This window comes from uncultured Acetobacteroides sp. (assembly GCF_963667355.2).
Lineage (GTDB): Bacteria > Bacteroidota > Bacteroidia > Bacteroidales > ZOR0009 > Acetobacteroides.
This window is the reverse complement of record NZ_OY763328.2, coordinates 2,052,637-2,073,206: the sequence shown is the minus strand read 5'-3', so window position 1 is coordinate 2,073,206 and position 20,570 is coordinate 2,052,637. Positions and strand designations below refer to the sequence as shown.

At 46.9% G+C, this 20,570-nt stretch carries 20 protein-coding genes; 6 read left to right on the top strand and 14 right to left on the bottom strand.

Annotation, left to right across the window (positions count from 1 at the left end; translation table 11 throughout):
• Positions 1–35: 35 nt before the first annotated feature.
• From ACHZA1_RS08540 to ACHZA1_RS08525, 4 genes are all read right to left on the bottom strand, one after another.
• Complete coding sequence (locus tag ACHZA1_RS08540) at positions 36–257, bottom strand: ferredoxin (protein WP_320054819.1); 222 nt, start codon at positions 255–257, stop codon at positions 36–38.
• 40 nt (positions 258–297) lie between these two features.
• Positions 298–1,542 (bottom strand): peptidase U32 family protein, encoded by a 1,245-nt coding sequence (locus tag ACHZA1_RS08535; protein ID WP_320054818.1) that lies wholly within the window; start codon positions 1,540–1,542, stop codon positions 298–300.
• Positions 1,543–1,924: 382 nt separating this feature from the next.
• A complete protein-coding gene (locus ACHZA1_RS08530) occupies positions 1,925–2,278 on the bottom strand; it encodes a hypothetical protein (protein WP_320054817.1) in 354 nt (117 codons plus the stop codon).
• A gap of 4 nt (positions 2,279–2,282) precedes the next feature.
• The gene (locus ACHZA1_RS08525) at positions 2,283–2,846 is read right to left on the bottom strand and encodes an RNA polymerase sigma factor (protein ID WP_320054816.1); all 564 of its coding nucleotides are present in this window, start codon (positions 2,844–2,846) and stop codon (positions 2,283–2,285) included.
• A 145-nt stretch (positions 2,847–2,991) separates the two neighbouring features.
• On the opposite strand from ACHZA1_RS08525, the gene ACHZA1_RS08520 reads away from it, so the two are divergent.
• A complete protein-coding gene (locus ACHZA1_RS08520; protein WP_320054815.1) occupies positions 2,992–3,351 on the top strand; it encodes a DUF6249 domain-containing protein in 360 nt (119 codons plus the stop codon).
• A 42-nt stretch (positions 3,352–3,393) separates the two neighbouring features.
• Here ACHZA1_RS08520 and ACHZA1_RS08515 read toward each other — a convergent pair whose 3' ends face one another.
• The 4 genes from ACHZA1_RS08515 to ACHZA1_RS08500 form a co-directional block, all read right to left on the bottom strand.
• Complete coding sequence (locus tag ACHZA1_RS08515; protein WP_320054814.1) at positions 3,394–5,217, bottom strand: U32 family peptidase; 1,824 nt, start codon at positions 5,215–5,217, stop codon at positions 3,394–3,396.
• A 480-nt stretch (positions 5,218–5,697) separates the two neighbouring features.
• Positions 5,698–6,588, bottom strand: coding sequence for a Cof-type HAD-IIB family hydrolase (locus ACHZA1_RS08510; RefSeq protein ID WP_320054813.1), 891 nt, complete (start codon positions 6,586–6,588; stop codon positions 5,698–5,700).
• An 84-nt stretch (positions 6,589–6,672) separates the two neighbouring features.
• Positions 6,673–7,650, bottom strand: a complete 978-nt coding sequence (locus ACHZA1_RS08505; RefSeq protein WP_320054812.1) for a hypothetical protein — start codon at positions 7,648–7,650, stop codon at positions 6,673–6,675.
• 83 nt (positions 7,651–7,733) lie between these two features.
• Entirely contained in the window at positions 7,734–8,192 is a 459-nt protein-coding gene (locus tag ACHZA1_RS08500) for a nucleoside deaminase (protein WP_320054811.1), read from the bottom strand.
• 102 nt (positions 8,193–8,294) lie between these two features.
• On the opposite strand from ACHZA1_RS08500, the gene aspS reads away from it, so the two are divergent.
• A complete protein-coding gene (aspS, locus tag ACHZA1_RS08495; RefSeq protein WP_320054810.1) occupies positions 8,295–10,040 on the top strand; it encodes an aspartate--tRNA ligase in 1,746 nt (581 codons plus the stop codon).
• 69 nt (positions 10,041–10,109) lie between these two features.
• Here aspS and ACHZA1_RS08490 read toward each other — a convergent pair whose 3' ends face one another.
• The 5 genes from ACHZA1_RS08490 to ACHZA1_RS08470 form a co-directional block, all read right to left on the bottom strand.
• The gene (locus ACHZA1_RS08490) at positions 10,110–10,592 is read right to left on the bottom strand and encodes a biopolymer transporter ExbD (RefSeq protein ID WP_320054809.1); all 483 of its coding nucleotides are present in this window, start codon (positions 10,590–10,592) and stop codon (positions 10,110–10,112) included.
• A gap of 2 nt (positions 10,593–10,594) precedes the next feature.
• Positions 10,595–11,173, bottom strand: coding sequence for a biopolymer transporter ExbD (locus tag ACHZA1_RS08485; RefSeq protein WP_320054808.1), 579 nt, complete (start codon positions 11,171–11,173; stop codon positions 10,595–10,597).
• 31 nt (positions 11,174–11,204) lie between these two features.
• Positions 11,205–11,663, bottom strand: a complete 459-nt coding sequence (locus ACHZA1_RS08480; protein ID WP_320054807.1) for a hypothetical protein — start codon at positions 11,661–11,663, stop codon at positions 11,205–11,207.
• A 6-nt stretch (positions 11,664–11,669) separates the two neighbouring features.
• Complete coding sequence (locus ACHZA1_RS08475; RefSeq protein WP_320054806.1) at positions 11,670–12,464, bottom strand: MotA/TolQ/ExbB proton channel family protein; 795 nt, start codon at positions 12,462–12,464, stop codon at positions 11,670–11,672.
• 2,014 nt (positions 12,465–14,478) lie between these two features.
• Positions 14,479–14,667 carry a hypothetical protein gene (locus tag ACHZA1_RS08470; protein ID WP_320054805.1) on the bottom strand — a complete coding sequence of 63 codons (189 nt, stop codon included), beginning with the start codon at positions 14,665–14,667 and terminating at the stop codon, positions 14,479–14,481.
• A gap of 761 nt (positions 14,668–15,428) precedes the next feature.
• Here ACHZA1_RS08470 and ACHZA1_RS08465 point away from each other — a divergent pair.
• The 3 genes from ACHZA1_RS08465 to ACHZA1_RS08455 all read left to right on the top strand — a co-directional run bounded on the left by ACHZA1_RS08465 (position 15,429) and on the right by ACHZA1_RS08455 (position 18,127).
• On the top strand, positions 15,429–16,175 hold the full coding sequence (locus ACHZA1_RS08465) for a L,D-transpeptidase family protein (RefSeq protein ID WP_320054804.1): 747 nt from the start codon (positions 15,429–15,431) through the stop codon (positions 16,173–16,175).
• Between the two features lie 436 nt (positions 16,176–16,611).
• Positions 16,612–17,139: a hypothetical protein gene (locus ACHZA1_RS08460; RefSeq protein WP_320054803.1), complete on the top strand. Its 528-nt coding sequence runs from the start codon at positions 16,612–16,614 to the stop codon at positions 17,137–17,139.
• Between the two features lie 592 nt (positions 17,140–17,731).
• Entirely contained in the window at positions 17,732–18,127 is a 396-nt protein-coding gene (locus ACHZA1_RS08455) for a hypothetical protein (protein ID WP_320054802.1), read from the top strand.
• Positions 18,128–18,572: 445 nt separating this feature from the next.
• On the opposite strand, the gene ACHZA1_RS08450 is transcribed toward ACHZA1_RS08455, so the two are convergent.
• On the bottom strand, positions 18,573–19,352 hold the full coding sequence (locus tag ACHZA1_RS08450; protein ID WP_320054801.1) for a hypothetical protein: 780 nt from the start codon (positions 19,350–19,352) through the stop codon (positions 18,573–18,575).
• 721 nt (positions 19,353–20,073) lie between these two features.
• On the opposite strand from ACHZA1_RS08450, the gene ACHZA1_RS08445 reads away from it, so the two are divergent.
• Positions 20,074–20,493, top strand: a complete 420-nt coding sequence (locus tag ACHZA1_RS08445; protein ID WP_320054800.1) for a hypothetical protein — start codon at positions 20,074–20,076, stop codon at positions 20,491–20,493.
• The last annotated feature ends 77 nt before the right edge of the window (positions 20,494–20,570 follow it).

Here is a 20,570-nt window from a genome sequence, read left to right as displayed (position 1 = left end):
TCCGACGCCTTTCGCATATATGCCGAGTCGAATCTTTACTTTGTCACCGAAATGCATCGCGAGGGGCAGCAGGCCATAACCGATGCAAGAACATCGTCGTCGCCAGGGAAGAGCTCGGTTGCGATGGTGTCCTTTTCGGAACGTCCCCCAAAGAGATTAGCCTTGCCATTTTCGTCCATCACAAAGTAGGCGGGTGCGATGTCCACGCAGGTGCCGCATCCGATGCACTCAATAGGTGTAAGCACTATCTTCTTCATTCGTTTAAATCTATTTTCTCTTGTATTTCTTGTCTTGTAGCTATTCTTCCTCTGCATCTACCATCTTGTAGAGTTTATCGCCGCGGCGAACCTTATCGATAGGTAGCGAACAGAGAACACCCTTATTGGCTTTTTCTGTCTCGATTAAGTCTACTCGAATTTCCTTAACAACATCTTCTACTACGCCAGTTGTTGGCCCCATAACTACTATGCTGTCACCCTTGTATAGTTCGGCAGCTTCAACCTGTACTTCAGCAACGCTAAGCTTGCCGAAGTAGTTGGTTACCTTGCCGACGTAAACCTTCCGCTTGGTTGCCTTAGAGCCGTATACCTTGCTCCACTCGCCCATCTTGCGACCGAGGTAATATCCGTCCCAAAATCCTCTATTAAATACTTCGGATAGACGGCTTTCCCAAGCATCAATTTTATCTCTAGAGTATGTTCCGTCGAGGATGGCATTTACCGCCTCGTTGTAGGTTTCTACAACACGTTTAACGTACTCGCCAGAACGTGCTCTGCCTTCAATCTTTAGTACCCTTACGCCAGCCCCGATAACCTTATCGAGAAAGCCGATGGTGCAAAGATCTTTGGGAGACATTATGTACTCGTGATCGATCTCCATCTGGTTGCCGGTTTCCTTTTCGGTAACCACGTAGGCCTTGCGGCAGGTTTGCTGGCAGGCACCGCGGTTGGCCGAGGCGTTGTTCTCGTGTAGGCTCATGTAGCACTTGCCCGAAATGGCCATGCAGAGCGCGCCGTGCACAAACATCTCGATTTTTACAGGCTCGCCGTAGGGGCCGCGAAGATCATCTTCTATAATTTGCTTGTGAATGTTCTTTACCTGGGTCATGTTGAGCTCGCGGGCAAGCACCACCACGTCGGCAAACTGGGTGTAGAACTTTAACGCCTCATAGTTGCTTACGTTAAGCTGGGTGGATATGTGTACCTCCACATCGTTGGCACGAGCATAGGAGATTGCGGCCATATCCGAGGCGATAATGGCGCTTACCTCCGATGCCTTGGCGGCATCAATCACCTTGCGCATCACCGTTAGGTCGTGGTCGTACATCACGGTGTTCAGCGTTAGGTACGACTTAACGCCGTTCTCGTAGCATATGGAGGCAATGTTGCGAAGGTCGTCGAGCGTAAAGTTGTTGGACGACTTGGAGCGCATATTCAGCTGCTCTACGCCAAAGTAAACCGAGTTCGCCCCTGCGTGGATGGCCGCCATGAGCGATTCGTAGCTCCCAACGGGCGCCATAATCTCAATATCTTTTCGTGTCATTGTAAACGGGTGGATAGTTGGCCGCAAAGATAGCTATTCCTTCTAAACCACCTCTTTTGCTGGCTCGATATCGCTACGGTAGGCGCCGCGTGCCTCTGGGTGCACAGTATACCGCCTAATGCGCGACGATTATAGCCTTGGCTTAGTTGAACTGGCGAAGGCTGAAGCCAACCATCAAGCTAAAGCTGAATTCAAAAGAACAAACGCCCAACAGCAGCACGTTATCCTCCCGCCTAAACGGGAGGATAACGTGGCTTGTTTATTTAAATCTACATTTACTGCATATTTACCTGCAATAAGCCAAAGCCGATGGCCAAACAGATGTAGGAATATTCTCAGTGCTCTCCGTGTCTCTGCTATTCTGTATTAAAGCGAAATAGCGCTACATCCCCGAGTGGTTCTGCTGGCGGTTTTCGAGGTAGCCCAGCACCACCCTATCCATGAAGAGAAGGAAAAGAATTAGGAATGCCACAACTGCTGCAACGTAGCCGCTGATGGTAAACTCGGCATACTTGGGGAAGAAGGTGTTGATAACGTAGTTGCCCACAAAAACCGCTACGGTAAGCAGGGTAAGCACGATAGCCGTGCGCCCAAGCACCTTAAGCTGAATCTGGAAGGCCAGCTTACGGGCAATGCGGTCGTTAACCCCCTGTAGAAAGCTCTTAGGAAGCCTGTAGCCTGGATCTTGGCGCATGGCGCTCTCGAATAGCTCGTCGAAGTTTTGCTGCTTGCTCATATCGTTACCCCCAGATTTCTTCTTTTGCAAATGTAAGCTTTTCCCTTAACATGTTCCGAGCCCGGGCCAGGTAGCTCTTCACCGTACCCTCGGGCATCCCGGTTACCTCTTCTATTTCCTTATACGAGAACTCCTCGAGGTAGAATAGCGTGAGCACCACCCGGTAGTGCTGCGGCAGCTCCTCCACCTTGCGCAGCAGCAGCCGCCGCCCATCCTCGTCGAGGGTAAAGGAGCGACCATCGTCAACCGCGCCCCCCACCTCGCGCTCTAACGCTGGAGAGTCGTCCATCGACACCTCCTGCAGCCGCTTGCGCTTACGCAGGTGGTTCACGGCATGATGGTAGGCGATGGAGGCAATCCATGTCGAGAGCTTGGCCTGCCCACGGAACTCGCCCAGCTTCTGAAATACCTTCACGAACACATCCTGGCAGATGTCGGCAGCCTCATCGTCGCTCAGCACCATGCGGCGAACGATGTGCAGCACCAGCTTCTGGTGAATGCTCACCAGGTAGCCGAAGGCCGACATGTTGCCGTTAATGATTTGCTTTATGAGTTCTGCATCGTTCATGTTGTGTATATGACGCCAAGATAGTAGTAAAGGTTGCAGCATCCGCTAGCTTTTCTTCAAAAAATATTTTCTAAAAAAAAGTATCCGTCCTGCAACCTTTCCCCCCGCAGCGGTGTCATATGGGCAAATCAAAAACACAAACGCGATGGACGATATACTAGTATTTGGAATCGTATTTTACGGGTTCTACTTTATTTTTAAGCTCTGGTCAGACCATTCCATAAAGCGAATGCTCATCAAAAACAACATGATCGACCAATCGGATAAGCTAATTGCTAAGGAAACATCAACGTCCGAACAGAACAGCTTACCAACGCTTAAGTGGGGATTGGTGCTTCTTGCTCTTGGAATAGGCTCTGTAGTGTCTGCCTCCTATTACCCGCTTCTTAAAACCTTCGAAGATAGTGACTACATGATCGAGTGGATGATCCCCGGTATCGTACTCATCTTTGCCTCGATGGGATTCTTGGCCTACTTCTTCATCTCACAAAAAATGAAAAAGTAGCATCTCGAAAATAGCTAAATGAAAAGGGAGCAACCGCAATGGTTAGCTCCCTTTTTTTACGATCATCTGGCAGCGGGCACAATCGAACTGCAGCCTAAAGCGCCGCCCATTATTTTCGAGGTATAGCGGCTCCTTCAGCTTCGAGATACCAGCCGTTTTAAGGCAAGCCCCCAGTTCGTAGCGCAGGCAGTACTTGGTGGTCATCAGGTGGGCACCCTCCACGTGCGAGAGCTCGTAGCCCTCGTCAACCTGCAGTACGCCGTGGCGCTCGTAGAACTTCCGCGCTAGCGAGTTCACCACGTTACCCGAGTAGTCGAGCGCTCGTTCGGGGTAGGGTATGCTATTGGGGATGATAGATGACACAGGCTCTGGCAGACTTGCCGCACGCTTAGTCTCCAGCGCTTCGAGCAGCGATCTACGGTAGCCATTCAGGGTCGATATGGAGATAAACGGCACCTCCGAGCAATCGACATCTACGCGCACCACCTCAAACATCCCGCCACCCGACTTGCGCAGCTGCTGATCGATGTTCTGAAGCGCACGATCGGGCTTTTGGGCTACTTCAAAGGTCGCCTCCACCACCAGCTCGGAGGAAAAGCCATCGGCATCCAGCACCATCATGGTCAGCCGTCCAGCCGCGTAGGTAAAGCTTATGCTGATATCTACCAACCGCTCGGTAGCGCCGCTCTCGAGCATCTTGGCAAACCGATGGTCGTAATTCCTAAATATCTGAATCCCCTTCGTAATGCCATCCATCCGGTTAGGGAACACGCTTCGGCCTTCCACCTTGTTGATGTTGGTTCCCACCAGCCCCCCACCTTTAGCGATAAAGCAGATGCCATCGCCATTCGACAGCGGCATTTTGGCATCAACATCAAAGGATGGCTTCCGCACATTCGTCACCGTACCCACCAAGGCTCCGGTAGCCTTTGCGGTATTGAATCCCGTGAGGCTATCCTCCCGATTCTGCGTAAAGTAGGTGGTAAAACCACGGTTAAAGCTCTTCTGCGCATCGGGCGTAAAGCCAAGGTACACCTTCCCCGATGATGCCCTGCGGTACTCGGACCGCTCCTCAAGTATAGCATCAAGCTCCTTACGGTATAGCGCGGTGATATTCTTAACGTAGTCGATATTCTTGAGCCTGCCCTCAATCTTAAACGAGCAGACACCCGCATCGGCCAGCTGCCGGATGCTATGCGAAAGGTTGAAATCCTTAAGCGAAAGCAGATGCTTATTCTTTAGGATGATGCTGCCCGTGCCATCCACCAAGTCGTAGGCCGATCGGCAGGGCTGTGCGCACGCACCTCGGTTGGCGCTGCGCCCGGTAATAGACTCGCTCAGGTAGCACTGACCGCTGTAGCTCACGCAAAGCGCGCCATGCACAAACGCCTCCAGCTCCACGCTAGTCTGCCTACGAATATCAGCAATCTGCTGCAGCGACAGCTCGCGGGCAAGAATCACCCGCTCGAAGCCAACATCCTGTAGAAACCGCGCCTTTTCGGGGCTGATGTTGTGAGTTTGCGTAGAGGCATGCAGCGCAATAGGCGGTAAGCCCATCTCCATAAACGCCATATCCTGAACAATCAGCGCATCGGCACCCGCATTGTAGGCCCAACGGGCAACCCTCTCGGACTCCTCCAGCTCCTGCTCGTACACAATGGTATTTACTACCACAAAAACCTTCGCCCTGTAGCGATGCGCATAGCGGATAAGCTGCTCCACATCCTCAAAAGAGTTAGCGGCAGCCTCGCGTGCGCCAAAACGGGGCGCCCCAACGTACACCGCATCGGCCCCATAGCCAATGGCAGCAATACCCTGCTCAAGGTTCTTGGCGGGCGATAGTAGTTCTAAGGTTCTTGGCTTCATCGGCGACAAAGGTAGCAATTAAGGGAATAGGGAGTAGCAAATTGAGCGTAGCAGAGCGCTCTGCTGCCATAGCAACTAGCATCCCTGCCGAGCCAAGCAGGCGGCTGGCATCACGTACCCCGCAGCAGCCTATTATAAAGCATAAGTAGCACAACCATCGGCACTTTACTCTTTTTCGATCACTCTAAAACCGAGAAAAAAGTCGAAAAAAGTGAGAAAAAAGTCGCTTTTTGGGTGGATGTCGGAACTAGAAGCTTCAAAAATGAAGGAAAAAGCCCCAAAAAAGGCGGTTAAACCGATAAATTTCTCCCTCAAAGTGACCTTTTTGAGGGTTTCAGCCACAACGAGCACTCAAAAACCGACTTTTTTCTCGGTCTGACCGAGTTTTTTCTCACTTTTAGCGACCTTTTTCTCGCTCTGAGGGACTTTTTTCTAGCTTTTAGGGAGAAAAAGGTCGGTTCAACCGATGACTTAGTCGGTTCAACCTTCTATTAAGTCGCTGGCAGGTTCGGCTTTGTCGGTTTTAGCGGTAACCTCCCCCAATCCAAAAAGATGAATCAACTCGTGGGCCACCCCATCCTCCTTATGGTGGCGCGCAACTACGTTGGCAGCCTTTTTCACTTTTTCGGGAGCATTGCCCATGGCCACCCCAACGCCAACCTCGCGGAGCATCTCCACGTCATTGTAGTTATCGCCAAAAGCGGCAGCGTTGGCGGCATCAACGCCAAGAGCGGCTAGCACCTTATGCATGGCTAGCGCCTTATTGGTCCCAGTTGGGGTAATTTCGAGGTAGGTATCTTTTGATCGGTAGGAGTTGGCATTAGCGGCATGCTCTCTTCGCATAAAGTGCTCCAGCTCGCCAATAGCATGAGCATCGCCCATGCACATGATTTTGTGCACGCCTCCACCCTTACGCGCCCACCTTTCGAGGGTTTGCTCAACAGGTGCAAGTGCAGGTGTTACCCTGGTATTGTTAATCTCACGCTTGGCCCAGTAGTCCTCCGTTTCGGCAACCCACTCGTCTTCCCTAAACAGGCTGATGTGGACGTTGGATTCCTTTAGAAAGGAGTATACCTCGTAAGCCACATCGGTAGAAATTGTCAAGTTTTGAACAACCTCGCGCCGCTCGGTATTGTGGAAGATAAGCCCGCCATTGTAGGCAACAATGGGGTCGTTAATCCCCAGTTGGGCGGCCAGATGGGTTATCGCCTTTGGCATACGCGCCGAAATAAGGACGAAGGGAACATCGTATAGCGTACGAATCTTTTTGATGGTATCAACCGTAAGCGGAGAGAGAACGCGATCCTTGTTGAGTAGGGTACCGTCAATATCCGAAAGTATCGCCTTGATGGGCTGCAATAGTTCTGCCATATAATTGTAGAAGGAACGCGCGAAAGTAGACAAAAAAAGAGGGCTCCGAAATTCGGAGCCCTCAGCGGCAATGCCTATTAAGAATTATTTACATTTTAAGCCCTTAAGAGCAGCAGCAGCCTGAGCCTTATACTTTGGACTTTCAGCTGCAAGCTTGTAGTTGGCGCAAGCATTAGGGTTGTCGTTCTTCTTCGAGTAGATGTTACCCAACAGAATATAAACCTTACCCTTATCCTCTGGCTTCGTAATCAAGGCTAATGCCTTATTTGAGCTTTCAATTGCATCATCCCACTTCGATAGGTAGTAGCTGTCAAATGCCATTTTGTAGTAGATTGCATCGGTCTCTGGAGCATACTTAAATACATTCTTGTATGCTTCAATTGCATTCTCATACTTCTTTGCCTTTTCGGCAGCAGCAGCCTTGTCAATAAAAAGGTCGCGAGCCTGAGCCTTTGCATTCTTTACGTCTTCTGGCTTATTGGTACGAGTTCCTACCTCTATTACCTTTTCGAAGTAAACAAGAGCAGAATCTGCCTTTGCCTGCTTTTCATACACTAAACCTAAACCAAGAAGGTTCTGAGTAGCATCAGGTGTAAGCTTTAGCCCCATGTTGTAGTACTCCTTTGCCTTTTCTAGGTTATTCGCACCAAACTCCTGGTTACCCAAAATTCTGTACAGCTGTGGCACTGCATTCTTCGCGCTGCTTACAACCTTTTGATCGTTGTACTTTTCACCAACCTCAATAGCGTTGTTGAACTCCTTTACCGATTCTGCAATCTTCTTATCCTTGTAAAGAGTCATCGCATTTTGAAGGTAGCTGGCAGGAAGGAGCTTAATTGCACCATCCTTCACCTCGTTAGCTTCATCTCCAACCTTTCCGGCAACATCTATGGCTTGGCTGAAAGCCGCAATTGCTGCTGGGTAATTTTTAGCATTAAAAGCAGCAACACCATCGTTGTACGACTTCGCAGCATCCGCTTTAGTTTGAGCAGCGGCATTTAGCGTAAGGAAAAATGCCATTACTCCAAGAAGTCCAAAAACTCTCATCATCTTCGTTCTCATAGGTCTATTCTGTTTAAATTTTACTCTCAATAATCATTAACAACTTCTTGCAAAGAAATGTTAATCCATCAAATGTGCAATAGCTAACGTAATTTTTGTCGCTTGTTTTTGAAAAAACTTATCATCAAAGCTGTACAATCCTCATTTAGCACCCCTCCTTTTACCTCTGTCCGTGGATGTAGGAGGCCTTCCCCTATATTCTGATACCCCCTTTTCGGATCTGTAGTTCCATACACCAACCTTCCTAGATGTGTCCAGTATGCTGCCGATGCGCACATTGGACAGGGCTCCACCGTTACATACAGCGTACACTTATCAAGGTACTTTCCGCCTATTGTGTTTGCCGCCGCAGTAAGCGCCTGCATCTCGGCATGCGCCGTTGCATCGTTCAGCGCTTCAGTAAGGTTATGCGCTCTGGCAACTATGCGATCATTCATAACAACAATCGCGCCAATTGGCACTTCGTCCCTACTTAACGCATAATGCGCTTCTTTTAGTGCCTCGCGCATGAAATGTACGTCATCTTTGTCGATATTGGTCATATTTAAGTCGTTAAAATACCCTTTCGAAAGCCGCAAATGTATAGATTAATTCAGCATTTAAACGAAAAATTGTACCTTCGCGACATTAGAAATTAAGGTACTATGTATAGAACACATACATGCGGCGAATTACGCCTCGAAAATGTTGGAACTGAAGTTACCCTATCGGGATGGGTACAGCGCGTCCGTAAGCTGGGCGGGATGACCTTTATAGACCTTAGGGATAGATATGGAATTACCCAGCTGGTTGTTGAAGATAACGCTAGCGCTGATGTTGTTGAAACCACCAGCCGCCTTGGACGCGAATTTGTTGTAAGCGCAAAAGGGAAAGTGGTTGAGCGCGCCAGCAAGAATAGCAAGATTGACACCGGCGATGTAGAAATCATCGTAAGCGCGCTTACCGTTCTCAACAAATCGGATATTCCTCCTTTCACCATAGAAGATGATACTGATGGTGGCGACGAAATCCGCATGAAGTACCGTTACCTAGACCTACGCCGCAGCAAGGTGCGCAACAACCTTATCCTGCGCTCGAAAATGGCTATCATCGTTCGCAACTACCTCGATACGCTCAACTTTATTGAAACGGAAACTCCCGTATTAATAAAATCGACCCCCGAAGGAGCTCGCGACTTTGTAGTTCCTTCGCGCATGAATCCTGGCGAGTTCTACGCCCTGCCCCAGTCGCCACAACAGCTAAAGCAACTGCTGATGGTTGCAGGCTTCGACAGATACTACCAAATCGTAAAGTGCTTCCGCGACGAGGACCTAAGAGCCGATCGTCAACCCGAGTTTACCCAAATAGACTGCGAGATGTCATTTGTAGAGCAGGACGATGTTCTTGGCATCTTCGAAGGGCTAACACGCCATCTCTTTAGGGAGATCAAAGGGTTTGATCCTGGAGAATTCCCACGTATGACCTACGCCGAGGCCATGGAAAAGTACGGCAGCGACAAGCCTGATATTCGATTTGGCATGCTCTTCAACGAGATTACAGAGATCGTAAAGGGTAAGAATTTCCCAGTATTCGACTCGGCCGAGTACGTTGGGGCTATATGCGTTGAAGGTTGTGCCGAATACACCCGAAAGCAGCTTGATGCGCTGACCGAGTTTGTGAAGCGCCAGCAAGTTGGTGCCAAAGGGTTGGTATACGTTAAGTACGCTGCCGACGGAAGCCTTAAATCTTCTGTCGATAAGTTCTACAGCACCGAAGACCTTGAAAAATGGGCAGCAGCCTGCAATGCTAAGCCAGGCGACCTGCTCCTAATTCTATCTGGCGAAAAGGCCAAGACTCAGGTGCAGCTAGGGATGCTACGCTTAGAGCTTGCCCACCAGCTGAACCTAATGAACAAGGACGTATACAGACCTCTTTGGGTCGTAGATTTCCCTTTACTAGAATGGGACGAGGAAACTGGCCGCTACCACGCCATGCACCATCCGTTTACATCGCCAAAGCCTGAAGATATTGCAGAACTCGAAGTATCGCCAGGCACTATACGCGCTAACGCCTACGACTTGGTGATTAACGGCGTAGAAGTTGGTGGTGGATCGGTTCGTATTTTCGACAGCGAGCTTCAAGCGAAGATGTTTAAGCTGCTTGGCTTTACACCCGAAACGGCGCAAGAACAGTTTGGCTTCCTGATGAACGCCTTTAAGTACGGTGCTCCTCCCCATGCCGGGATTGCGTTTGGCTTCGACCGCCTAGTAAGCCTCTTTGCCGGACTAGACAGCATCCGCGACGTGATTGCCTTCCCAAAGAACAACTCTGGCCGCGATGTTATGATGGAATCGCCATCTACCATATCAGACGAGCAGCTGAAGGAGCTAATGCTGAAGGTTACCAAGTAAGCATCCACATTCAACAATAAAAAAGAAGGCTACGGTTATCGTGGCCTTCTTTCTTTATGTATAACACAGTTACCGAGGCAGATTAATGCTCTCAACCTTACGTGCAATGTAGCTAATCTTTAAGGCGCTTGCCTTTCTAAGCTCCTGCTTAACATCGGTAACCATCCCCATTCTTGCATCTTCGTCAATCTTTAGCGCAACGGTCATAAAGCCACGATCGGCTTCGTCAAGCTTTTCTCGCTCTGAGGATATGAAATCGCGAATATCCTCGAGGGTTCTGAACGAATCGTTTAACTGAATACGAGCATCGGTTCCGTAGATAGCCTGAAACTCACGATTAGGGGTTCCAATGTAGATGAAGCTGGTAAGCGATTTCTTCTCTAATTTGGCAACCTCGGTTGCAGCGGGTAGCCTTACCCGTACCTTAACCTGCTGCTCCCTCATGGTGGTGGAAACCATAAAGAAGAATAGAAGCATAAACACAATGTCGGGTAACGACGCTGTAGACAGCGAGGGCATACGCCCCTTTCCTTTTCTTGCAAATTTTGCCATCGCTATTTCGCTCCTGCTGCATTACGTGGATTAGCCTCTGATATTTGCTGAGGATACACTTTCTTAACAGCCTCCTGCTCATCTTCGGAAAGCTGCACGAACTTCTTCCCGAATCTTTCGTGAGAGGCCTTTTCACGGAGAATGTTGTAAGCCGCAACAATCTCGTTCTGAACTTCCATATACATTCTATAGGAGGTACCACGGTCGTTCTGCAACGAGATAACCCCTTTCGAAACCTCTACATTGCCAATTCCTTCTATGCTTTTAACCGTGCGTTCCGAGAGTGATGGCTTATTCTGTGGATTTTCAACGAACTCTATAACCTTTTCCCTAAGCTGGGAGACATCCATGCGCTGCCCGTTTACCATTAGCCAGTCGCGGCTGTTGACTAGCACCATCAGCACATTTCGTTGGTTTACTTCTTGGCTGGAAGCTTGCTGCTCCTGTGTCCAAGGGGGAAGCCTGCGCTGTAGGCCTGTATCCGAGTTCATGGTAGTTGTTACCAAGAAAAAAATCAGCAGAAGGAAGGCGATGTCTGCCATAGAGCCTGCGTTTACCTCGGGGGTACCTCTTCCTGCCATAGCTGCTATCTTTTAACCGATGAAGATTGGTTTAACGTTTAAGGAGATCCCTAACCTCGGTAAGCAGCATCCCAAAAATGGAGATGCCGAAAAGGGCATAGGCCACATAAAGACCTGTATCTGTCCATTTCAACGTAGCGGTATCTTTACTGTAAAGGTCCGACATCTCCTTTGATGTAAAGACAAGAGGGGCATCGGACGAAAGCAGGTAGGCTACAACGGCAATGGCAAGCAGGCCTCCTACCCCAACCAAGACAAACTTAAGATTAGAGGGATTCAAGAAAATATTGATAACGGAGAAGACTGCAACAAGCGCGATGGCAATAAACGCCAGCACATACGCATACGATAGGTATGGACCTGCGGCGGCAATGTTCTGCTCGCTCTTGTTGCCAGTTCCATCCTGCTCCATAAAAAACATCACCGTAAATACGACTGCTAGCGCATAGGCGATATACAGGAATGCCTTCGAATATTTGGTTATGGTCATGGCCGGTTACCTTTTTAGGTTGAACTTAACAAGTATGTCGATAAGCGAGATGGAGGCATCTTCCATTTCCATCACCAGAGAGTCGATCTTCGATACAATGTAGCTGTAGAATACCTGAAGGGTCATCGCTACAATAAGCCCCGTTACAGTGGTGATAAGGGCTATCTTAATGCCACCAGCCACAAGGCTCGGCTCGATATCGCCTGCTCTTTCGATGTTGTCGAAGGCTATAATCATACCTATCACCGTACCTAGGAATCCGAGCATCGGCGCAATAGCGATGAAAAGGGCAATCCAATTAAGCCCACTCTCCATCTGGGCCATCTGAACTCCACCGTACGCCACAACCGACTTTTCCACAACTTCCACCCCTTCGCTGGAACGATCTAACCCCTGATAGAAAATAGAGGCCACCGGACCGCGGGTGTTTCGGCACACCTCCTTTGCGGCTTCAATGCCACCTCGATCGAGCGCATTTTCGATGCTCTGAAGGAGCTTCTTGGTATTGGTGGTGGCCATGTTCAGGTAGATAATCCGTTCGATTGCGATGGCCAACCCGAAAATCAGGCACAGAAGGATTGGGGCCATATAAAGAGGGCCTCCCTCGATAAACTTCGTTTTTATCTGCTGATGAACGGGTATCTCTGCCGCGACGGCAGCTGATGCCTGGCTGCCAGCGGCGGCAGTATCGACCTTCGCAGCAGCGGCGGTGCTGGTTGTAACCGAATCCTTTTGAGCAGATGCTGTAGATACCAAAAGGAGCATCCCCAAAGCGGCAATCGTTGCAAGATATATCTTCATGGTTGATGTCGATTAGTTCTTAAAAAACAACGAATTGCCGTGAATAGTTTTACGCGGGTTCCTAAAAGTGCCTTGCTCCTTACGCCGCTTCGCTTGTTCTCCCCAAGACCAGCATTCAGGCAGCCTCACATGTTACGCACTATGCCAGCGCGTACACAATTTTGGTGGAGGCTAATCCAACTGATACCCATTGGAATGCTTACCAGTAATCGATACCTTCGCTTCCGAATACGGCCAGAGGCTTCGCCAAACCAAGCGTTGCGAGGAAGCTAACGCTTAGCGAAGGAGGATAAAGGACGAAGGCGGTGTTATTCGATATAAATCGCAGCATTCTGCAACAGAAAAATGGGGTGTTGTTCTCCATCAAGACGAAAGTGATACTCTTTCTTGAGGTAGTGCTTGTGTTTTATGCTGATGTAATGGTAAAAGGGTAAAGTGTGAGGCTGCTGCCAAGCATTGTACGAGGCAACGAACAGCTGTAACGCAATTTTCGCCACCGAGTGTGCAACTTTTGGCGCGAGCTAATGCCCAATTTCTGGAAGGTGTTGCCCAAAAATGAGGAGGTGTTCCTCAAAAGTAGTGGAGTAATGCCCAAAGCTTGGAGGCTGATGCCCAAAGCAGCCCCAGTAATGGCAAAAGTAAAGCCGGTGATGGGCAAAAGACAGGCTGCTCTCCCGTTTTTAGGTAATGCTTCGCTGTTTTTGTAGCTGGTAACCGAATATCTTCAGGCAGTGGATGCCACATGGAGCATAGTGTTGATGAAAAATGCAATAGTGTTGGTGAAATGGGGCTAAGTGATCGCCAAAATCGCAGAGGTGTTACCCAAATATGGAAAAGTAACCGCCAAATTCGTTCAAGTTTCTTTACTTGTGTAAATATTTCGCTGTTTTTTGGTATGTATCGCGTGTTAGTTTCGATTGTTTATCGGTGCTAGTTTATGAATATCAGCAATATATCTAGTTTTGTAGCAAAATCAGCATGTTTAACACTACTGTTTAGCTCACTAGGTGGTGGTTTAAGCTAATGCTGCGCTTTCTGGCCTCGATCGTAGTACTGCCCCCAACCGCCAAACCTGCAATGGCGCATAGATGCGTCGGCATCAATGCTCGAATATGGGAGCATAGGGCGTAGCCCCATGCTCGATGATGGCGCCCTTACAGGGCTATGGGGCGGATGGGCTCTTTGCCTAGGGGCACCTGAGGTTGCCGCTATAGCCTGGCAGCCTGATCTGAACATAGCGTCCTCGCTCATAGCCGTCAGGCTAAGATTTAATCCATATTGTACGACTCCTATGGAGTCGTACATCTAAGATGATTCCCTTATCTACAAACCTTTAATGCCTCTGGCATTATGCTTTCGTTCGAAAAATCCCATAGGGATTTAAGCTTTGTAGATTGAAGTTTGGCATCCATACCGACCCGATACGGGTCGTACTAGAGCATACAATTCTGTTAGCAGAATCCCTTTTTCTTAGCCTGACGGCTATGAGCGCCCTCGCTACGCTCTAGCAACCAAGTCCTCCGTCCTTAATGACTATCACCTAGCTCAGCGTAGTCTAATTAAACGCACGAGGCTCGCCTCCATTTTGCAATTGACTACGTCGAACTTCGTTTCCGTCGAACATAAGTAGCGGTCTTTGACCGCCATTAAACGGCAAGTCTGCACCACCACATAAAAGCGCAACCACACCAACGGCTGCGCTTTACTTTTTTGCTACTTTTGATTGCGGTCTGAACCGAGCACGAAGTGCGAGCTCAGCGTAGCTAAGCTACGACTAGCCTCGTGCGCTGATGCAGGCTTCGACGAGCGGTGGATCTAAATCATACGCCATAAATTATTTAGCATAGCCATAAAAGAAAAAAGCTTCCCATGCAGGAAGCCTTTTTTGGATCTATATCAAGCCTATTTATATGAGTCTCGATAGTAGCATTCCCCAAACGAATAGACTGTTGTTTCTTTTTTCTTGCCAGTAAATAAAAAAAACAGACATAATGCTGCATATTATACCATACCATTATTTTGATCTTTTAATTTCCTCATGCACTAGTTCAAAGGTTTCTATTGAAACATCATTCCCCTTACTAGAAATTTGGATAAATTGCTTTTTAGCAGGCGTTGGTAGATCGTTTGAATCATCTCTGCTACAAGATGTAAACGCTAAGCCAAGAATGGCTACGAAAGACAAAACTCTTAATGATTTCATATCTATTTGTTTTAATTAATGCCTTACCCAGTTTCCCAAGGTAAAACTACCTCAAGAGGAAAAGCGTGTAAGCTGCTAATCTATCTATCTTGAGATACGACCAAGCACCCGCATCATAAATAAACAACCTCTCCACGTCCATCCGATATATTTAAAAAAACATATGACCAACAGAACACTTGCATTGCCTAACCCTTATATGCTAAAAATTGGTCGTTTTCAAGATAAGGATAAAGCCAAAGCGCTTTAAAAACTAGTATGTAGCTGTGTCGTTGCGAGCACAAAATTATAGTTTCCTTAGCAACATGCAAACATCGTGGAGGTGTCTCAGGATTTTCGCCTTTAAGATTTCAGCACTTGTTCTCTATACGAGTCACTTATTGCGGCCTTAATCCACTAGTTAGCCGTAGTCGAATTCAAACGCACAAGGCTCACCTACATTTTGTAAATTCCGTCGAACATAAGTAGCGGTCTTTGACCACCATTAAACGGCAAGCCTGCACCACTACATATAAGCGCAGCCACCACCAACGGTTGCGCCTTACTTTTTTGCTACTTTTGATTGCGGTCTGAACCGAGCGCTTTGCGCGAGTTCGGCGTAGCAACCCGCTACATCGCAAAGTCGAAGTTGCAACCGAGCACGAAGTGCGAGCTCAGCGCAGCTAGCTTAGCCTAGCCTAGCCTCGAGCGCTGGTATAGACTACGGCGAGCGGGGTATTAGGCAGCTTTATTGCTTATATAAACGAGTTATGCACAAGCTTATGACTAAGACAACAATCATATCATTACTAGGAATAGTACTTCTTTCATTTACTATTAAGACAGACTTTTTAGGTGAACAAAAAAAGTATGAACGAGTAAGGATAGCCATAAAGGAAAAACAAGGACTACTAGAAAAGACTTTAAAAGAAAATCAAATTTCAATAGGTAACCTTAACCTGCTTTTGGTTGCATATAAAGACAACGACCTCCTTGAAATTTACGCTAAGAATAAACAAGATGGGGCTTATAAAAAAATTCTTTCGTATGAAGTTTGTTCTCGTTCAGGACAACTTGGACCAAAAAGAAAATCTGGTGACGGACAAGTTCCAGAAGGTTTCTATCACATTGACAGATTTAATCCGACAAGTAACTTTTACCTATCTCTTGGACTTAGCTATCCGAATCTTGCCGACAAGAGAAAAAGTAAAGCCAGCAATTTAGGGGGGGGAATTTTCGTTCACGGCTCTTGCGTTACCATAGGTTGCTTACCAATGACAGACGACTATATTAAGGAAATATATTTATTAGCTGTTTATGCCAGAAATAATGGACAAAACAAAATCCCAGTCTACATTTTTCCGTTCAAAATGACCGACCAAAATATGAAAACATATAAAGCCAAACACAAAGGAAATAAAGAATTAATTTCGTTTTGGGACAACCTTAAAATTGGATATGGCAAATTTATCAAAGACTCTAAAGAGTTGAATATAAAAGTTGCAGAGAATGGAGATTACATTTACTAAGACGATTATAAAGCCTGTGCATAACACACGGTATAGCCAACAAGCTGGTGAAGTGTAAGCGGTAGCTTGCAGCACCGCAGTGCAGGCTGAGAAAAAGGAAGCCCCTCACTAGCCGTAGTCTAAATTCAACTCACAAGGCTCGGCGGAATTTGCCATTGACTACGTCGAACTTCGTTTCCGTCGAACATAAGTAGCGGTCTTTGACCGCTATTAAACGGCAGGTTAGTACTTCTACATAAAAGCGCAGCCACCACCAACGGCTGCGCTTTGTTTTTTGCTACTTTTGATTGCGGTCTGAACCGAGCGCTTTGCGCGAATTCGGTGTAGCCAAGCATCGGCTAGCCTCGTGCGCTGATGTAGACTACGGCTAGTTAGTTATTATTTATACGGTAGAAAAAGATGGTAGTGTAACAATAAGCATTAAAAAGTAAACAAAATGGGAAAGAAGATTTCTATTACATGCGGAATTATTTTATTGGTTGCTTGCTTGTTTTATTGGTATGCAAATAGAATGGAGTATATGAACGAAGTTAAATACAATAGAGATACTTTTATTCTTTATAAGGATTGGCACGAGAGTACTGGAAACTTTGATAAACTTTGGGATCCTGATTATAAACATATTTATGTTATAAAAAAAAATAGAAAGTACTATTTAAAGTTCTCTTACGGAGAATTGGTAGGGGAGGATGGATTTATGGTAGAACCTTACATAAGAATAGAGGGAGATAGTCTTGTTCTTTCACAAGGAGATGATTTTATCTACTATCGAATGCCTGCAAATTTGCCTAGCGTATCAGTAAAAAACATAAGGGTTTATAAAATATACAGAGGGGCTTGGGCAAATGGTAGCAGAATAGATAGCAGTATAGGAGGGTATGATGTAAAAACCACTGATTTTCTCGAAATTCCTGTAAATGGTGATGCCTTAATAAAATTTATATCCTTGCCAAAGGGTAAATAGAGAAGCGGCCTTTGACCGCAATTGAACGAAAACAATACCCCCCCTGAATCCCCGAGCTGAGCGTAGCGTCCTCGCTCATAGTTGTCAGGCTAAGAAAAGGGATTCAGCTATCAGAATAGTATGCTCTAGTACGACCCATATCGGGTCGGTAAGGATGCTAAGCTTCTACCTACAAACCTTAAATCCCTATGGGGATTTTTCGAACGAAAGCATAATGCCAGCGGCATTAAAGGTTTGTAGATAGGCGAATCATTTTGGATATACGACTCCATGGGAGTCGAACAATATGGATTAAATCTTAGCCTGACGGCTATGAGCCTCCTCGCTACGCTCTCGCAACCAAGGCCTCTGGCCGTAATTGCCTAACCAAAGCTAAGCTTCGCCTAGCCTCGTGCGCTGATACAGACTTCGACGAGCGGGGAACTTGGCAACGCCAGCACCCCTTGGAAAGCTTACCGCAAATCGATACCTTCCGCCTCCGAATACGGCCAGAGGCCTCGCCAAACCAAGCGTAGCGAAGACGCTAGGCTTAGCATGGGGGGACTGCCTAACGTGGGTTTTTAAATGACTATTTTAAGTAGGAGAAGTTTCGATGAGTAGCAAAGAATTGGAAAAGGAGGTAAAAAGATTGGTGCATTCGAATCGCTATTTGAAGGGCTATGTTTGCGCTGTAGATGTACTCATGCAGCTTAACTTTTTGTCGGAGAGTGATTATGAATGCTGGCAGCTGGGTAAGGTCGACTATTTAGAAGGTGTATGTAGCGTTAATTTGGAGAAGCTTACGTTGGTAAATAAGCTGATTAGAAGATACGCTGCTGAATTGAATTTGGAGAGTTCTTGGACAGAATATAATCAAACGGGTAAACGATTAAGCCGTCGGTTGAGGTTTAGCAAATCGGGCAATAAAGCTATCGAAGAACAGTATGCCACACATTATGTGGATAAAAAGCGAATGGAGGAATTGAAGGAGAATAGGAGCAGTATCTAGTTCCCTAGTTAACCGGAGTCTAAATTAAACGCACGAGGCTCGGCGGAATTTGGCTACGCCGAGCTCCGCTTCGCTACGGTTGCAATTCCGTCGAACAGAAGTAGCGGTCTTTGACTGCCATTAAACGGCAGGTTAGTATCACCACATAAAAGCGCAACCACACCAACGGCTGCGCTTTACTTTTTTGCTACTTTTGATTGCGGTCTGAACCGAGCGCTTTGCGCGAGTTCGGCGTAGCCAACCCGCTACTTAGCAAAGTCGAAGCTGCAACCGAGCACGAAGTGCGAGCTCAGCGTAGTCAAACTTCGCCTAGCCTCGTGCGCTGAAGCCGTGGACTACGGCTAGCGGGGGCTTAGCTGAGGCTTTCCCCGTCAGTTAGTGCTGGCGAAGGCAGCCTGCTCGATTACCTGCTGGACTTAGAGCTGAAAAAAACATCTAAGGCCTGTTATGGTACATAATTGGACATACCCGGACCCGTCTTGTCATAAACATTAAAGAACTCGTCAGACATGATTGTGGCAATACTATCTTTCGGTGTCTCAATCAGATCCTGGTCCAGCGTCTTGATCCGGAACGTCCAGCCTGTTGGGAGATTCTTGAAGTTGCTTGCGCCTGCAGCAACAAATTCCTCGTAGGTGTATTGTGGTTCGAGACCCAACTGGAATCCTTTCATGATCCAGGTGTTGCCTGCAGCATCGTCAAGCAGCAAAACTGTGGTGCCTTTGTTCCAACCCAGTGAGCTATTCCGCGCGATGGTCTGGGGCATGTAGGGCGTGCTCTCGGAGACACCACCATTGTTGCCGCTCATGTTAAGTTGTGCAACCCATGCAGCCAACATGCCATTGAAGACTCTCTCCACTCCTCTACCAATTTCTGACCAATCGGTCAACCAGAGTTTCGGTCCGTTTAACGATGCATTCTGAACACCATATTCCTGCTCCATCTTGTTGAAGTCAAGTCCTTCGACAAGTTCCTGAGGAGCGGTGTCTTTCGAAGCTGGGATTCCATTGGTCGTAAACATGGTGTTGTAACATGCAGCGACCATATCTCCAGTTTCAGGATCGGGGTTCGCGAGGAATATCTCGATGAACCTTACCTGGTGCGTATTCTCGACATGAATCATGATGGCGTTATTGCCGTCGTCAAGCACACTGAATTCGCCAACGGATATTCCCTGTGCGAAGGAACCCATCTCATTTGCAGGCATTAATAAAACTTCTTTCATCTTTTTCATCGTTTTTCTCCTTTGAATTTTAGTTTTTACATTTTAACTATATGGTTGATCGGTTTACTATTTCATGTCCTGGTAACACCCATGTGCCATTAATAACCCCATTACGGGCTTTGTATAAGCGTACAATATTCGGTAATGGGTATGAAATTGGATTGTTTCGGATCTCCCCCAAAATAAACTATAATGCTGCCATCACTGTTTTTTACAGCAGATGCGCTGTTGACGGTATAGGAGTTATACGGGTTCTTTTCAAAATATCCGGCGTTTATTGTAAACGCTCGTCGACCAGGGGGTGTTCAATTTAATTTTCATTTTTTTTTTTGGCTTGCAGATAAAGGTTGGCGGTATGAAATGTTAGGGATTGCGGGCTACTTTCCTGTCCAGTTACACCGAAGCTCGGCGGCATTTGGCTACGCCGAACTCCGCCGAGCTACGGTTGCAATTCCGTCGAACATAATTAGCGTTCTTTGACCGCCATTAAACGGCAAGCCTGCACCACCACATAAAAGCGCAGCCACCACCAACGGTTGCGCTTTACTTTTTTGCTACTTTTGGTAGCAGACGGTAGACTGCTGCTTGGCAAGGACGAAGCTATTCTGCAGGCTATAGCCTACAATGATAGAGCCGACGAAGGCTGGTGCCTTCGCCGAACGAGGGAATAATAAATAGGTTGTTAATATATAATCTTGAAAGATTAATTCATTTATATTTTATGAAGGTGATTTCAGAAATAAGCAAAAAGAAAATGTTAATTGTAATCATTCCTGTTATTATTACTGTTTTAGTGACAGTTTATATTAGTAATTCTAGAAAAGTCGAGATTCTAGGATTTGCTAATGAGAATGAAAAGATTACTATCGAATTTCCTTACAAATGTTACAAATTTACGGTAAATGGTGATAATGAAGGAGGTACTCTTCGCTATTTTTATAGGGAAACTAAATTCTTTTCAATATGTAATAAATCTAGAATTATCATTCGAATAGATTCATCTAATGTTAATCGTCTAGACACCCTTATTTTGTTAACTAAAAGCAACAGGTTACCAATTATTTCTTTTCAAAATCCTAGAAAAACCTCTTTTAAAAGATGCTTTTTCATTATAGATGGAAAAGATATAGTTATACCTTAGTTGAGCGAAGTTTAATCAGCGAACAAGGCTAGTCGGCATTTGGCTACGCCGTCTGACTTAAGAAGCGGTTTGGTTCT

Bases quoted from the DNA above. Each gene is read 5' to 3' on its own strand.
- ACHZA1_RS08540 (WP_320054819.1), bottom strand. From the start codon at position 257: ATGAAGAAGATAGTGCTTACACCTATTGAGTGCATCGGATGCGGCACC.
- ACHZA1_RS08535 (WP_320054818.1), bottom strand. From the start codon at position 1,542: ATGACACGAAAAGATATTGAGATTATGGCGCCCGTTGGGAGCTACGAA.
- ACHZA1_RS08530 (WP_320054817.1), bottom strand. From the start codon at position 2,278: ATGAGCAAGCAGCAAAACTTCGACGAGCTATTCGAGAGCGCCATGCGC.
- ACHZA1_RS08525 (WP_320054816.1), bottom strand. From the start codon at position 2,846: ATGAACGATGCAGAACTCATAAAGCAAATCATTAACGGCAACATGTCG.
- ACHZA1_RS08520 (WP_320054815.1), top strand. From the start codon at position 2,992: ATGGACGATATACTAGTATTTGGAATCGTATTTTACGGGTTCTACTTT.
- ACHZA1_RS08515 (WP_320054814.1), bottom strand. From the start codon at position 5,217: ATGAAGCCAAGAACCTTAGAACTACTATCGCCCGCCAAGAACCTTGAG.
- ACHZA1_RS08510 (WP_320054813.1), bottom strand. From the start codon at position 6,588: ATGGCAGAACTATTGCAGCCCATCAAGGCGATACTTTCGGATATTGAC.
- ACHZA1_RS08505 (WP_320054812.1), bottom strand. From the start codon at position 7,650: ATGAGAACGAAGATGATGAGAGTTTTTGGACTTCTTGGAGTAATGGCA.
- ACHZA1_RS08500 (WP_320054811.1), bottom strand. From the start codon at position 8,192: ATGACCAATATCGACAAAGATGACGTACATTTCATGCGCGAGGCACTA.
- aspS (WP_320054810.1), top strand. From the start codon at position 8,295: ATGTATAGAACACATACATGCGGCGAATTACGCCTCGAAAATGTTGGA.
- ACHZA1_RS08490 (WP_320054809.1), bottom strand. From the start codon at position 10,592: ATGGCAAAATTTGCAAGAAAAGGAAAGGGGCGTATGCCCTCGCTGTCT.
- ACHZA1_RS08485 (WP_320054808.1), bottom strand. From the start codon at position 11,173: ATGGCAGGAAGAGGTACCCCCGAGGTAAACGCAGGCTCTATGGCAGAC.
- ACHZA1_RS08480 (WP_320054807.1), bottom strand. From the start codon at position 11,663: ATGACCATAACCAAATATTCGAAGGCATTCCTGTATATCGCCTATGCG.
- ACHZA1_RS08475 (WP_320054806.1), bottom strand. From the start codon at position 12,464: ATGAAGATATATCTTGCAACGATTGCCGCTTTGGGGATGCTCCTTTTG.
- ACHZA1_RS08470 (WP_320054805.1), bottom strand. From the start codon at position 14,667: ATGAAATCATTAAGAGTTTTGTCTTTCGTAGCCATTCTTGGCTTAGCG.
- ACHZA1_RS08465 (WP_320054804.1), top strand. From the start codon at position 15,429: ATGACTAAGACAACAATCATATCATTACTAGGAATAGTACTTCTTTCA.
- ACHZA1_RS08460 (WP_320054803.1), top strand. From the start codon at position 16,612: ATGGGAAAGAAGATTTCTATTACATGCGGAATTATTTTATTGGTTGCT.
- ACHZA1_RS08455 (WP_320054802.1), top strand. From the start codon at position 17,732: ATGAGTAGCAAAGAATTGGAAAAGGAGGTAAAAAGATTGGTGCATTCG.
- ACHZA1_RS08450 (WP_320054801.1), bottom strand. From the start codon at position 19,352: ATGAAAGAAGTTTTATTAATGCCTGCAAATGAGATGGGTTCCTTCGCA.
- ACHZA1_RS08445 (WP_320054800.1), top strand. From the start codon at position 20,074: ATGAAGGTGATTTCAGAAATAAGCAAAAAGAAAATGTTAATTGTAATC.